This window comes from Paraglaciecola marina, from assembly GCF_004360155.1.
GTDB lineage: Bacteria > Pseudomonadota > Gammaproteobacteria > Enterobacterales > Alteromonadaceae > Paraglaciecola > Paraglaciecola marina.
On record NZ_SAIS01000001.1, the window covers coordinates 116,720 to 130,876 of the forward strand.

Annotated in this window: 12 protein-coding genes; 11 read left to right on the forward strand and 1 reads right to left on the reverse strand. The window is 40.2% G+C overall.

Features of this window, described 5'->3' with window-relative positions; translation table 11 throughout:
* Window positions 1–35: 35 nt before the first annotated feature.
* The 6 genes from flgG to flgL are packed head-to-tail and all read left to right on the forward strand — an operon-like array spanning window position 36 to window position 7,101.
* Entirely contained in the window at window positions 36–824 is a 789-nt protein-coding gene (gene flgG / locus EOK74_RS06575) for a flagellar basal-body rod protein FlgG (RefSeq protein ID WP_133469198.1), read from the forward strand.
* 16 nt (window positions 825–840) lie between these two features.
* Window positions 841–1,539, forward strand: a complete 699-nt coding sequence (flgH, locus tag EOK74_RS06580) for a flagellar basal body L-ring protein FlgH (RefSeq protein WP_420818923.1) — start codon at window positions 841–843, stop codon at window positions 1,537–1,539.
* A 13-nt stretch (window positions 1,540–1,552) separates the two neighbouring features.
* On the forward strand, window positions 1,553–2,665 hold the full coding sequence (locus EOK74_RS06585) for a flagellar basal body P-ring protein FlgI (RefSeq protein WP_133469199.1): 1,113 nt from the start codon (window positions 1,553–1,555) through the stop codon (window positions 2,663–2,665).
* Between the two features lie 9 nt (window positions 2,666–2,674).
* Window positions 2,675–3,661 (forward strand): flagellar assembly peptidoglycan hydrolase FlgJ, encoded by a 987-nt coding sequence (gene flgJ / locus EOK74_RS06590; protein WP_133469200.1) that lies wholly within the window; start codon window positions 2,675–2,677, stop codon window positions 3,659–3,661.
* Window positions 3,662–3,694: 33 nt separating this feature from the next.
* Window positions 3,695–5,860: a flagellar hook-associated protein FlgK gene (flgK, locus tag EOK74_RS06595; protein ID WP_133469201.1), complete on the forward strand. Its 2,166-nt coding sequence runs from the start codon at window positions 3,695–3,697 to the stop codon at window positions 5,858–5,860.
* A 17-nt stretch (window positions 5,861–5,877) separates the two neighbouring features.
* The gene (gene flgL, locus EOK74_RS06600; protein WP_133469202.1) at window positions 5,878–7,101 is read left to right on the forward strand and encodes a flagellar hook-associated protein FlgL; all 1,224 of its coding nucleotides are present in this window, start codon (window positions 5,878–5,880) and stop codon (window positions 7,099–7,101) included.
* A gap of 31 nt (window positions 7,102–7,132) precedes the next feature.
* On the opposite strand, the gene EOK74_RS06605 is transcribed toward flgL, so the two are convergent.
* Window positions 7,133–8,074, reverse strand: a complete 942-nt coding sequence (locus EOK74_RS06605; RefSeq protein WP_133469203.1) for a hypothetical protein — start codon at window positions 8,072–8,074, stop codon at window positions 7,133–7,135.
* A gap of 258 nt (window positions 8,075–8,332) precedes the next feature.
* On the opposite strand from EOK74_RS06605, the gene EOK74_RS06610 reads away from it, so the two are divergent.
* The 5 genes from EOK74_RS06610 (at window position 8,333) to EOK74_RS06630 (ending at window position 14,157) form a co-directional block, all read left to right on the forward strand.
* A complete protein-coding gene (locus EOK74_RS06610) occupies window positions 8,333–9,157 on the forward strand; it encodes a flagellin N-terminal helical domain-containing protein (RefSeq protein WP_133469204.1) in 825 nt (274 codons plus the stop codon).
* Window positions 9,158–9,540: 383 nt separating this feature from the next.
* Window positions 9,541–10,368, forward strand: coding sequence for a flagellin N-terminal helical domain-containing protein (locus EOK74_RS06615; protein ID WP_133469205.1), 828 nt, complete (start codon window positions 9,541–9,543; stop codon window positions 10,366–10,368).
* 545 nt (window positions 10,369–10,913) lie between these two features.
* Window positions 10,914–11,738, forward strand: a complete 825-nt coding sequence (locus EOK74_RS06620; RefSeq protein ID WP_133469206.1) for a flagellin N-terminal helical domain-containing protein — start codon at window positions 10,914–10,916, stop codon at window positions 11,736–11,738.
* Between the two features lie 1,095 nt (window positions 11,739–12,833).
* Complete coding sequence (locus tag EOK74_RS06625; RefSeq protein WP_133469207.1) at window positions 12,834–13,658, forward strand: flagellin N-terminal helical domain-containing protein; 825 nt, start codon at window positions 12,834–12,836, stop codon at window positions 13,656–13,658.
* 82 nt (window positions 13,659–13,740) lie between these two features.
* Window positions 13,741–14,157 carry a flagellar protein FlaG gene (locus EOK74_RS06630; RefSeq protein WP_133469208.1) on the forward strand — a complete coding sequence of 139 codons (417 nt, stop codon included), beginning with the start codon at window positions 13,741–13,743 and terminating at the stop codon, window positions 14,155–14,157.

The following is a 14,157-nucleotide window of genomic DNA, read 5'->3' on the forward strand; positions in this document are numbered from 1 at the left end:
ACCGTAACAAATTTAGTGATTTTAGGAGACAACCTATGCATCCCGCATTATGGATAAGTAAAACTGGTTTAGACGCCGCGCAAACAGATGTGGCTGTAATATCCAATAACTTGGCAAATGCCAGCACAGTCGGATTCAAAAAAGACAGGGCGGTTTTTGAAGATTTACTGTATCAAAATATTAACCAGCCTGGTGGCCGCTCATCAGCAGACACAGAGTTACCTTCAGGTTTGATGCTAGGGGCTGGTAGTAAAGTAGTTGCTACACAAAAAAGTCATACCCAGGGCAATATGTTAACCACTGATAACGCCTTAGATATGCTTGTAAACGGCAATGGTTTTTTTGAGGTGTTACAGCCAGATGGGTCAATTGCTTACACCCGTAATGGCCAGTTTACCTTAAATGATCAAGGGCAAATCGTAACACCTGGAGCAGGATTTTTATTGCAGCCAGAAATAACAGTTCCAGAAGATGCCCAGCAAATTACTGTGTCTCAGGATGGTGAAGTTTCTGCTTCAATAAACGGTGAAGCTGAACCTCAAGTACTGGGGCAAATTACCTTGTCTGATTTTATTAATGACACAGGATTGCAACCTATTGGACAGAACTTATATGTTGAAACCGCAGTAAGTGGTGCACCGATTCAAGGTGTACCTGGGTTAGAAGGCATTGGCACAATCTTACAAGGTGCTCTTGAGACCTCCAATGTCAACGTAACAGAAGAGTTGGTGAATTTAATTGAGAGTCAACGATTGTATGAGATGAATTCTAAAGTTATTTCTGCTGTTGACACTATGTTAGGTCAGGTCATTCAGCAGTTATAGTAGAAGGGGCAATTTGATGATGTATCAAATCTTGGTGAAAGTGATTACGGTTTTTTTAGGAGCGTTAATTTTAACGGGGTGTGGCTCAACGAGCGCTCACAACCCTCTTCCCAATGATCCTTTTTATGCCCCTATTGTGCCCGAGTCTCCGCGACCAAAGATTTCCAGTGATGGGGCCATTTTTCAGTCAGACTTGGCTGATAGTTTGTATTCAGATGTTAAGGCTAGGAGGGTAGGTGACATTATTACTGTTACCCTGCAAGAAAACACCAGTGCAACAAAGTCTGCTGGTACTAGTAATTCTAAAGAAACAGGTATTGATGTTAGTCCCATCATAGGGTTAGGTGGCAACGCAGTAAATATTGGAGGCCAATCTATTCAATTAGGGTTAGATACCTCGAATGAGTTTGACGGCGATGCATCTGCTAATCAGAGCAATAATCTCAGTGGCAATATTTCCGTGACAGTGGTGCAGGTTTTAGCCAATCAAAATTTATTAGTGAGAGGCGAAAAGTGGCTTACTTTAAATAATGGTGATGAGTATATTCGTTTAACTGGGGTTGTTCGCCCTGCAGATGTAAGTCCTTCCAATGAAATTGTCTCTACTAAAATAGCTAACGCACGTATTCAATATAGCGGCACAGGTAGTTTTGCCTCAGCTCAGCAAGCTGGATGGTTGAGTGGTTTTTTCTCATCGGAATATTGGCCGTTTTAGGCTGGAGAGTTAAATGAAAATATTTGTATCCCTTTTTGTGTTCGCGAGCTTGATTTTATCGCCCGTATCTAATGCTCAAAGAATTAAAGATTTAGCATCGATTCAGGGCGTCAGAAGTAACCAATTGGTTGGTTATGGGCTAGTAGTAGGTTTACCGGGAACAGGTGAACAAAGCCCATTTACTGAACAAAGTTTTAGAACAATGTTAGCGAACTTTGGGATTAGCTTAGACAGTAGTGTTAAACCAAAAATAAAAAATGTAGCAGCTGTTGCAGTACATGCCGAATTAAAACCATTCGTTAAACCCGGTCAAACCATAGATGTTACCGTTTCATCTATCGGTGAAGCCGCAAGCTTACAAGGTGGCACTTTGGTACAAACCTTCCTGAAAGGCTTAGATGGCAATGTGTATGCTGTGGCTCAAGGAAGCTTAGTAGTGAGTGGCTTTGGCGCTGAAGGTGGCGATGGTTCAAAGATTGTTGTTAATACACCAACTGTGGGCAGGATTGCTAATGGTGCATTGGTAGAGCGTGCCGTTACCAGTGGATTTATGCAGAATGATTTTTTAACCCTTAACTTAAATTATCCCGATTTTACCACTGCAAAAATTTTAGCAGATACCATAAATAGCCGGTTAGGAGCAGATCCATCTAAAGGTTATGTGATTGCTACCCCATTAGATGCTGCTTCTGTTCGAGTTACCGCACCTAGAGATGTGGGGGAAAGAGTTGGTTTTTTGGCCATTTTAGAGAATTTTGAGTTTACTCCAGCTAAAGCATCGGCTCGTGTGGTTATCAATAGCCGTACTGGTACCATAGTGATAGGTCAAGATGTTCGCCTGTTACCTGCAGCTATCACTCATGGTGGATTGACAGTCACCATTGCTGAAAATCAAATGGTATCCCAACCTAATGCATTAGCCGATGGTGAGACTGTTGTTACCACCCAGTCAATTGTTGATGTGAATTTAGACGATACTCGGATGTTTAGTTTTGACCCAGGTGTAACACTTGACGAACTAGTACGCGCTGTAAATGAAGTTGGCGCAGCACCAGGCGACCTAATGGCGATACTTGAAGCACTTCGAGAAGCAGGTGCCCTGCAAGGCGAACTAGTGGTTATCTAGGTAATAATTATGGACCAAACTCTGCTCACCCAAAGCCCCTTAGAGGCATCTAGAAACGCCAATGACATAAAAGGTTTGGATACCTTACGTCAAGCTGCCCAAAGTGGTGATAAGGGGGCTCTAGAGGAGGCGGCTAAGCAGTTTGAAGCTATTTTTGTACAGATGATGCTGAAGTCCATGCGTAAAGCGCAAGATGTACTGGCTGATAAAGACAGCACTACTAATTCTGACCAGGTGAAATTCTACCGGGATATGCATGACCAACAGCTAGCTACCGATTTATCTAGTAATGGTAGTATAGGCTTGGCAGACATTATTGTACGCCAATTAGGGCAGTTAGGTGATGGTTATATGCCTGCCGGAGTTATCCGTGATGATGGTAATTTATCTAGTATTAATCGTCAGTCAATAAAGCAAACTCAAGTAGCACAAAGTACTGTTTTAGGTGATTTGAACCCTAGCAATCAAGGTAGAGATTTAGATCAGCAAGTTAAGTCATCTAATGCTTTTAAATCTCCTGGTTTTACTGATGCCCAAGCTTTTGTAGAGCAGCTATATCCAATAGCCCAACAGGCGGCAGAAACGCTAGGACTTGATCCTAAAGCCTTACTAGCCCAAGCCGCGCTAGAAACTGGTTGGGGTAAACATATGATCCATAATGTCGATGGTGAAAACTCCCATAACTTATTTGGAATAAAAGCGAACCGAAGTTGGCAGGGTGATAGAGCGCTAGTGGATACCCTTGAGTTTGAACAAGGTATCGCCTCTACTAAAAAGCAGCCCTTTAAAGTATATGAAAACTTTTCTGAGGCAATGAAAGACTACGTGAATTTAGTTCAGCAGAGCCCACGTTACGAAGAAGCTGTCAAAAATACCCAATCACCACAAAATTATTTCTCTGAATTGCAGAAGGCGGGTTATGCCACTGACCCCGAATATGCAAATAAGGTTATCTCAGTATTTGAAAGCCCTCAATTTAAACAGTATTTACCATGATAAAGCTCGCGATTAGGACTAGGAGATTTTACATTGATTACAAGTAATTCTAATCGAAATATCGTCACTGCCGATTTGTATTCCATTGCTACCAGTGGTGTGAATGCCAGTAATCAACTATTAACTACTACCGGTAACAATATTGCCAATGTTAATACTGAAGGGTATGTACGAGAGCAAACCATATTTGAAGGACAACTTTATGGAGGAGTAGGTGAGTCTACTACTTCAAGGGTACTCAATACCTTTGCACAAAATCAATTGCGTCGCGATACCACCATGCAAAGTGAGTTTCAGACCTATTACGATAAAACCTCTGTTTTAGATAATTTATTTGCCAGTGAAGCCAATAGCATATCAAGTAGTATGAGCCGTTTTTTTGCAGCTATTCAGACAGCTACTGATGACCCAACTAGTATGGCCGCGAGACAGGTCGTACTAGGGGAAGCTGAGTTAATGGTTAGCCAAATAGGCATAGTTTCTAATTTTTTAGATGAGAGAGAAGATGAGGTCAATAAAGAGTTTGAAGCTACAATTGGTGTCGCCAATACTTTAATTCAGTCTATTTCTGATTTAAATGAATCAATACGCAGCATTCAAGGCAATAACCCTAATAGTGAACCTGGTGCACTAAAAAACGAGCGTGACCAAGCTATTATGGAGCTTGCAGAATTGGTATCTATAGAAACACGAGTCGATGCTGATGATGGTGGTGTATTAGTTAATTTATCATCGGGTGAATCTTTAGTATTACAAGATGGCTCCTTTAATGTTTTTACTGTCAGTAATGATGCTGACTTAAGCTATACCTCATTGCAATTAACCAGTGATGACAATGTCACAAGTTTAAACATTCATGAAACTGATATGGGCGGAACCCTAGGTGGTTTGTTTAGATATAGAGATGAAGTGCTAGAAAGTAGTCGCCGGGAGTTAGGTCAAATAGCCCTAGCTTTAACCGATGCGGTTAATACTCAAAACAAACTGGGTATGGATTTTGATCAGCAACTAGGTACTGACATTTTTACTAGGCCAGAGGTTACCGGCTTAAAATATCCTGATAACTCAGATCCCAGCTTATTAGTTTCTGGCCGTATGACTGCTGGTGAGAGCTCCAGTCTTACTAGTGCCGATTATCGTGTCACGGTTGATGGAACAACTAGTGGTACTCCAGATACCATTGATATTACCGTCGCCTTAGTAAATGTAGATGGTACACCGGTTACAGACACGGATGGCAATGCCATCACACAAAGTTATTCTGGGTTAATCGCAGAAGAAGGCACCTTCAATTCTGTGATAGGTGGGATTGAATTGGAATTTGCAAGCGGTGATGCATATGCTGTAGGAGATGAGTTTCTACTGCAACCTACCAAAGAGGCTGCTAGCGAAATTGAGTTGGCGATAACTCGCCCAGAAGACTTAGCTTTTGCTTCACCTATTCGCGTTGAAGGTAATATAAATAATCTCGGTGATACCGAGGTAACATCAAGCTCTGTTACAAACACCACTGTGGATAATACCTTTGCAGATTTAGGTGCTTCAGCATTTGATGGTGCTGGTGGTATTCATAGTGCAGGCACTTCGCCAACAGGGGCGGGTGGTGTCGGTGCGCCAGCAGAAATTTATTTTACATCAGCCACTGATTATCAAGTACTAGATGATGCGGGAAATGTGATCACAGAAGTTTCAGGCGCCACCAGTTTTTCAAACATGTTGGCACAAGCTGAAGCTTCTGGAACTGGTCCAGCATGGCCTAGCGAGTTTTCTGCCATGGATAATTATCCTGGTTATGATTTCAGTTTGCAGGGCGAGCCGAAAGCCGGTGATAGCTTTACAATTGGATACAATACTGATGGTTTAAGTGACACCAGTAATGGTTTAGCGTTAGCCAACCTGCAAACTGCAGATAGCATGCTGTTAAATAATAATGGTGCTGGCAATCTAGTTACTTTTCATGAAAGTTATTCAAATATTGTGACCGATATTGGACAAAAGGCATCAAGCGCAGATATCTCACTACAAGCCGCAGATGCCCTAAAATCCCAATCTAATAATTGGTTTCAATCCGTGTCTGGGGTTAGCTTAGATGAAGAAGCCGCGAACTTGGTTAAATATCAGCAATCTTATGCTGCATCCGCTAGGCTGCTGAGTACGGCTCAAGATTTATTCAATACAATTTTAAGTGTGGTTTCTTAAGAGGCTTAGGGGGATTTATGCGTATTTCAACAGCACAACTTTATGACCGCAGTATTCAAGCTGTCTTAGAAAACCAAAGCGACTTGTCTGACGTGCAGTTACAGTTATCTTCTGGGAAAAAGTTGTTAACGCCTGCTGATGATCCTGTTGGTGCTGCTCAAGTGATTAGATTAACTGAAGAAATTGATCAGATAAATCAATTCAAGGTCAATAATAACCTCTTAAATAACAGTTTAGAGCAAGAAGAAACTGTTCTTGGAAGTGTTAATGATGCTATCGACCGTGCAAGAGTCTTGATGGTGCAATCTGGAAATGGCATTTTTACAGCGGACGATAAACGTGCTATCGCTATTGAGATTGAAGAAATACGCGATCAAGTCTTTGATTTAATGAATACTCAAAACTCTGCTGGTGAATATATTTTTGCAGGTTATCAATCAGAGTCTCCCGCTTTTAGTTTTAATGCCAGTTCACCGGGTAATAAATATAGCTTTGAAGGTGATAATGGCTTTAATGAAATTAAAATATCTGATTCAGTTAATTTACAAGTAAACAATAGTGGATTTGATGTATTTGAAAATGTAAGTGCTAGAAATAAAGCTTCTATTAGTGGCTCTGTAGGGGTGACAGAGTCAAGTATGCAAATAGCAGAGCAAGCTAACTTCGAAAAGTTTCACGAAAACAATTACGATGCAGTGGATACTGCAAATAATGAATTTAGGTTAACTATAGTATCAGCTACTCAAGTACAAGTGACAAATGTTGGCACTGGTGCGGTATTAGATACAGTAGATTTTGAAAGTGGCAGTGGCTTATTATACCAAGGTCTAGAATTTAATATTACTGGTACAACAGGCGATTCCGTTGATTTTGAGTTGGCACCACCTGAAAAGAAGAATATTGCAGAAACATTAAATGATTTTGTTATCGCTTTAAGTAATGAAGATCTTTCAGACTCTGATTTTGAAGAAGCATTAACGGATGCGTTAACAGGAGCCGATAATGCTTTAACTAGTATTGGTGAGTCGGTATCAGCTATTGGTGCAAGAATGAATGTAGCTGATTCGGTGCTGGCTTCGAATTTAAATTTACAAATTGCCAACCAAACTGCAAGAGCCAATATTGAAGAAGTAGATTATGCAGAGGCGGTTTCAGAATTAAGCCGGCAAGAAACCGCCCTGCAAGCCGCTCAGTCTACTTTTAGTTTGGTGACTGGAACATCATTATTTGACTACCTGTAAGCAGTTTATTTAATTCAGTTTACTACTTACGCTAGTTTTTTAGTCCATTAATATCTATTTCAGACATGTACACATTGCTTTTGTTATCTTCATGGGAAGAGTAATAACAGACATATAATTTCGTTTCTTTCAGTACCAGACCGGGGTAACTATTATCACCCTTGGATGGCAAGATAAGTTGTTCCGTTAACTCGGCTGTTTTCAAATTTAGCGTTAAAATTCCTGTTACTAACTTTCCTTTTTTGATAATTCTTCCCGCGACTACAGCACATTCAGAGTTGAGCTTTAGCATTGCGGGGCCGCCAATGTATCTTTTTAAATCAATCCACTTCCAGGTTTTATAAGGAAAATGGCTCACCCCTAATTGTGCCGTGTAACTATCAGCGTCGCGTCTTATTAGCGCATAAGCAGTTTGGTTATCAAAGATAATATCACTTTCGTTGGGGTAACCTTTGCCGTGTTTCTTTAAGCTAAATGCTTCGGATACATGGCGATGGAAACTCCGACGGGGATCGCCTGAAAATAAGTTTATAGCATTTCGTTTGCGGTTGTAGGCGAAGCCATAACCCAAGCCTAGGTGCCAAGTTATTCGCCATAACCACCATCCTTTTTCGGCAAACTCTTTAAAAGACGACCAACTTTCGCCTGTTTGTGATACCCAACACAGGTTGCGAGTACCAAGAGTACGATTTTCATTATTGGTTTTCCTAGCGTAGGCGATGAGTAATAAATGCCCATTAGGGGTAATACTTAATTTGGGATCTCTAAGGTCAGTATTTGGCAAATGAATTCGAGTTTTGTTTTGTACTTTACCTGTATTATCTAGAGTTAATACGCAAATTCGCCCATCAGCACTTATATGGTTTGTAGCCTCTCGATAGCAGCAATAAAATTGCTCATCAAAGTGGCATAAATCCACAAAAGCATTGTGACCTGCCCAGTTTCCTATCTTTTTAGACCAATTTATCTGCATTTTCAAAATAATTTTATCGAATTTAACTTATTGAAACTCAAGTAAATATTAATAGCAATACGGCAAAAAATTGCCGAGTTCTCAAAAATAAGGCAATGAATGACTAAAGGGATTTTTAAAAGCGTCGATACATTTTTTGAGAGAGCCAGTAATAATGATTTTTTGAAGTACAAAATTATTATTCTATTAGTGTTATTTAACCAGCCGAATTTGTTTCGGTCGCCAGCATCGTCTGGACTGAGAGTGTAGGAGAAAACCATGAGTTTATTCGTAAATACCAACGTATCTTCTTTGAATGCGCAACGTCAGTTGTTTGATTCAGGGAATGCTTTAAGTACATCTTTTGAACGTTTGTCATCAGGATTCCGTATTAACAGCGCTGCAGATGATGCCGCTGGTCTACAGATTACCGACAGAATGACTACGCAAATCCAAGGTCTAAACCAGGCCGCACGAAACGCTAACGATGCTATATCATTAGCCCAAACCGCTGAAGGCGCGTTAGGCGAAGTGACAACTGCTTTACAGCGAATTCGTACCCTAGCAGTACAATCACAGAATGGTATTAACTCTTCTGCTGACCGTACGGCTTTGCAGAAAGAAGTCAGTGCCCTTAAAACTGAAATTACACGTATCTCAACTGACACACAGTTTGGGGGGGTAGATATATTAAAAGGTGATTTTTCTGCGACTTTCTTAGTAGGGGCCAATGCAGGTCAGACTATTGCTGTCGGTCTTACTAGAACTGATGGTTTTGGGGCTTCAGGCTTAGCTGTTAACGATACTACAGTACAAACTGAAGCCGGAGCCTCTGCTGCTTTGACTGCTGTTAGTGAAGCAATATCTGCCATTGGTGGTGTCAGAGCTGACCTAGGTGCTTTACAGAATCGTTTTCAGTCTACTATTCGTAACTTAACCAATATATCTGAAAACGTATCGAGTGCCAGAAGCCGAATCAAAGATACTGATTTTGCTACTGAAACAGCAGAGCTAACTCGTAACCAGATTGTACAGCAAGCAAGTTTAACGGTTTTAAGTCAGGCTAATCAGCGTCCACAGTCAGCTCTATCTTTACTAGGTTAATAACACAGTAACCTAGGTTTCGAGACTCTTCATCTGTTTTGAGGCGTAGAAGCCAGGAGGTAGTGCTCTGGATTTAACGAACCGAGCAGTTGGGAGTTTTGCTCACTCTCTCCTAATAAAAGAGCGACCAGCCGGAGTTTACTCCGGCTTTTTTGTATTTAACTATTTGTAAAATAAGAACTTTAAAAATAAATTGTTTTTTTCCTAAAGGATTCTCCTGATACGAACGATAAATTAAATAGACGTTACGCAACTAACAAAAATATAAGCGAACGGCGACGTAGAAGCTAAATAATAATAAAAGAAAAGCTCTACATCTATTTAGGCAACTAATAAAAATAATAGCCAAATAGTATTTACACAAAAATCGTTAGGAGATTGAAATGAGCTTATTCGTCAACACAAATGTGTCGTCGTTAAATGCAACTCGCCAGTTGTTTACGTCGAACAATAATTTAACCACTTCTTTTGAACGTTTATCGTCAGGTTTTCGCATTAATAGTGCCAAAGATGATGCCGCAGGCCTGCAAATATCTAATCGTTTAACTACGCAAGTTCTTGGTTTAGATCAAGCCGTTAGAAACGCAAATGATGGGATTTCTTTATCCCAAACCATCGAAGGTGCGTTAGGCGAAACTACAACAGCTTTACAGCGTATACGTGTTTTGTCGATACAATCTCAAAATGGTATTAATTCCTCTTCTGATAGAGTTGCATTACAGAAAGAAGTAACCGCTCTAAAACAAGAAATAAGCCGTATTGCTTCTACATCACAATTTGGTGGCGTTTTCATCTTAGACGGTGCATTTTCTTCAAAGTTTCTAGTGGGTGCTAATGCAGGCCAAACTATTAGCGTAAACGTACAGCGAACAGGTGGTTTTGGAGCTTCTGGTCTAGCTGTAAGTGACACTTCTGTTTTAACTGAAGCTGAAGCATCGACGACTTTAACGGCAGTGTTAGAAGCTATTTCTATTATTGATGCTAAACGTGCTGATTTAGGTGCTGTTCAAAACAGATTTCAATCAACTATCCGTAATTTAAGTAATATATCTGAAAACGTATCAGCGGCGAGAAGTCGTATCCGTGACACAGATTTTGCCGTCGAAACGGCAGAGTTAACCCGCTGGCAAATCATCCAACAAGCGAGTGTAACTGTTCTTGGGCAAGCGAATCAACGCCCTCAGTCAGCATTAAGCTTGTTGCAAGGTTAGTAATTAAACTGGGTGATCAGGAAACACTATGAATAAAAATGTTGAGCAATTGCGGGGGCAGGCTGCAACTTAGAAAACGAGGATAAAAATTGTTTGGACGGGGTGGTAGCCTCTAGGCAATTAAAAACGGTCGAATTGCAAAATGTGGGGACAGGCTGCAACCGACCGAGGGATATGAATTTATTAAGTATTATCAATGCGTTAAAACAATTTTTAGCGTGAGAAAACTTTGATTTAACAAGATCAGCCGAGGCTTTTTTTGTTAGATCGCTAACAGACGGAATAGATGCCAGGAGGTAGTGAGGTATTGAGGTAAAGGCCACCAACTCCGTCTGTCAGCTTGAGCATATGCTCACACTTTTTTGCATTTGTTTTTGTGCTTGTAACACTTAACAAAAATGCTAACCAGGGTACCAGCTAGCAGTTAACTTAAAGCATGTAATGTGCCAAAACGCACTCTAAGTGTAAATTTTAATTTTAGCATTACCAAAAAACACTGACGTTACAAACAAAAATATAAGTCAGTGAATGGTTAGGAGATAAAAATGAGTTTATTCGTCAATACAAATGTGTCGTCTTTAAACGCGACAAGACAGTTGTTTAATTCAAATAATAGTTTGAGTACTTCGTTTGAAAGGTTGTCTTCGGGCTTTCGTATCAACAGCGCCAAAGATGATGCCGCAGGCTTACAGATTTCAAATCGTTTAACTACTCAGGTTATGGGGTTAGATCAAGCTGTTAGGAATGCCAATGATGGGATCTCTCTATCGCAAACTATTGAGGGTGCGCTAGGGGAAACCACTACAGCATTGCAAAGAATAAGGGTCTTAGCAGTTCAATCCCAAAATGGTATTAACTCTTCAGCTGACAGGGTTGCACTTCAAAAAGAGGTAACGGCTCTGAAACAGGAAATAAGTCGTATTGCATCTACGTCGCAGTTTGGGGGGGTTAATATTTTAGATGGCGCTTTTTCCTCAAAATTTTTAGTGGGCGCAAATGCCGGGCAAACTATAAGTGTAAATGTTGAGCGAGAAGGAGGCTTTGGTGCATCTGGCTTGTCACTAACGGATACATCAGTATTAACAGAAGCATTGGCATCTTCTACATTAGGTAGCATTTCCGAAGCTATCTCTATTATTGATGCGAAGCGAGCAGATTTAGGTGCTATACAAAATAGGTTTCAGTCGACTATTAGAAACTTGAGCAATATATCTGAGAATGTTTCAGCGGCAAGAAGTCGTATTCGTGATACAGATTTTGCCGTCGAAACGGCAGAATTAACCCGAGTACAAATTGTTCAACAAGCGAGTATAACTGTGCTTAGTCAGGCAAATCAGCGCCCACAATCTGCATTGAGTTTATTAGGATAGATTGGGACGTAACAAGTGAAGAGGGTAGGAAATGAGAGGCCAACCCAGGGCTATGCCCTAAATAAGCAATAATGGATTGTTGCTGTTTTATGCTAAGGAGGGCGCTATTTAGAAGTTAAGGAGTTTTCCTTAGCAATTACCAAGTTTGCTCCAACTCCTAACGTGAGCAAGTTGGTCGGTGTCATCCTTTCGAAGAGGGGGCACCGGCCTTTTTTCATAGTAAAAATATTAAGGCAAAATGATTTCATGCCTTATGAAACAAGCAGTATTTCTGCGTTTTCTTTACATCTTAAGGTGTAAATTAAAACGCCGACTAACAGGACTAAGAGTGTAGAAGTTTGGTTGAGAGGCCAGTATTCAGCTCTAACCCTGCCAGTCGGACAGAAACCTTTTTGCTCCATCTCCTAACGTGAGCAAGTTGGTCGAGGTTATCCTTTCTAAGAGGATGCCTCGGCCTTTTTTCTTTGTAAAACTCAATCTCAAATTTTTGTTTTACAAAACTAAGTAAGCATTTTATATGCCAATATTAATTAGGCATTAAAATTATTAAGATGTTTTTCTTTAGCTACTCTCATCACCAAGAAAATACTGTTCTACAAAGAGTTTAACTATAAGTGTGTTGGTCATGCCGCCTATTCCTCCTAAAAATAATCTATAACTAAACATAAATAGAAGACTTCCAGAAAGGAATAAAAACAGAGTTTATACCTAGCTCAATTAATTTCTATCTGTGCGACTGATACGTAAACGCTAATGAAATTTACTTCTTTAGCAGGCATATAATACAGGTGTATTAGTTCCTATATCTTTCTGTACGTTAATTAAAAGTATAATTAAAACAATGAATTAATGCTTGAAAAGCATCTGGCAAAAAAAAATTAATAAAAAAATTAAAGTTACTATTGAACGGGTCGATAACTTTAGTTGAGAGGTAATCTAACTAGATTATTTCAAGTTTGACGAGCGATAGAGGTGTCGTTCGTTGAATTGATAAATGAGGTGATGGACAAGAAGAGGTTCTTGGCCATTAATATTGAGGCAAACTTACTGTGAAACATACGTCACAGGCGTGCAGTGAGTTTTCAGGAGGTTTTTATGTCTTTATTTGTAAATACAAATGTGTCTTCTTTGAATGCTCAGCGTCAGCTGTCTAATTCAGGGAATGCTTTAAGTACTTCTTTTGAGCGTTTGTCGTCTGGGTTCCGTATTAACAGTGCATCTGATGATGCTGCTGGATTACAGATCACCGACAGAATGACCACGCAAATCCAAGGTCTAAATCAGGCTGCACGAAACGCCAATGATGCTATTTCATTAGCCCAAACCGCTGAAGGTGCATTAGCTGAAGTGACTACGTCATTGCAACGTATTCGTACTCTTGCAGTGCAATCACAAAATGGCATTAACTCATCAGCTGACCGCACGGCGTTGCAGAAAGAAGTTAGTGCTCTAAAAACTGAAATCACGCGAATTGCGACTGATTCACAATTTGGTGGTGTAGATATACTAAGTGGAAGTTTTTCTGCTTCATTCTTAGTTGGGGCTAATGCAGGCCAAACAATTTCAGTAGGTCTAACTAGAAGCGGTGGTTATGGGTCTTCTGGGCTATCTATTGGTGACACTACAGTGGAAACAGAAGCAGGTGCTTCTGCAGCTTTGACCGCTGTAAGTGAAGCTATTTCGTCAATTGGTGGTGTTAGAGCTGATTTAGGTGCATTACAAAACCGTTTTCAATCTACAATCCGTAACCTAACGAATATTTCTGAAAATGTTTCTGCAGCTCGATCAGGGATCAGAGATACTGACTTTGCTACTGAAACCGCTGAATTAACTCGTAACCAGATAGTTCAACAAGCGTCTCTTTCAGTATTGAGTCAAGCTAATCAAAGACCACAATCTGCATTATCGCTATTAGGCTAGACCTAGTTTAAGCGATATGTAAAAAGCTATGATTGGCTACTATATTTTATAGTGGCCATTTGTTCTCTTAGAGGGGTGATTTATGGAGATTAATTCGTTTCAAGTTGGCCAGAGTTTTGCTTTGCCAAAAGAGGATCTTGTTGTAGACAAAACGCAAACCCAATTGTCTCAATCAGAGTTGTCAGCAGAGAGTAATAACCAAACTAAAGTTCCGGTATTTTCTGCCGATAACCAAGTAGCACAGGATGAATATAGTCCTGAAAAGATTGAGATTGCGGTAACACAAATTAGTGAGTTTGTTCAGGCAAGTAGCAGGCAATTAAACTTTTCTGTGGATGAAGATAGTAACAAGCAAGTTGTAAAAGTTACGGACGCAGAGTCTGGTGATGTGATTAGACAAATCCCATCAGAAGAAGTGTTGAAACTATCTGAACGATTACAAGACTTACAAACTGAGGTTGGTACTGCAGTGGGTTTACTATTTAATAAGCAAGTCTAG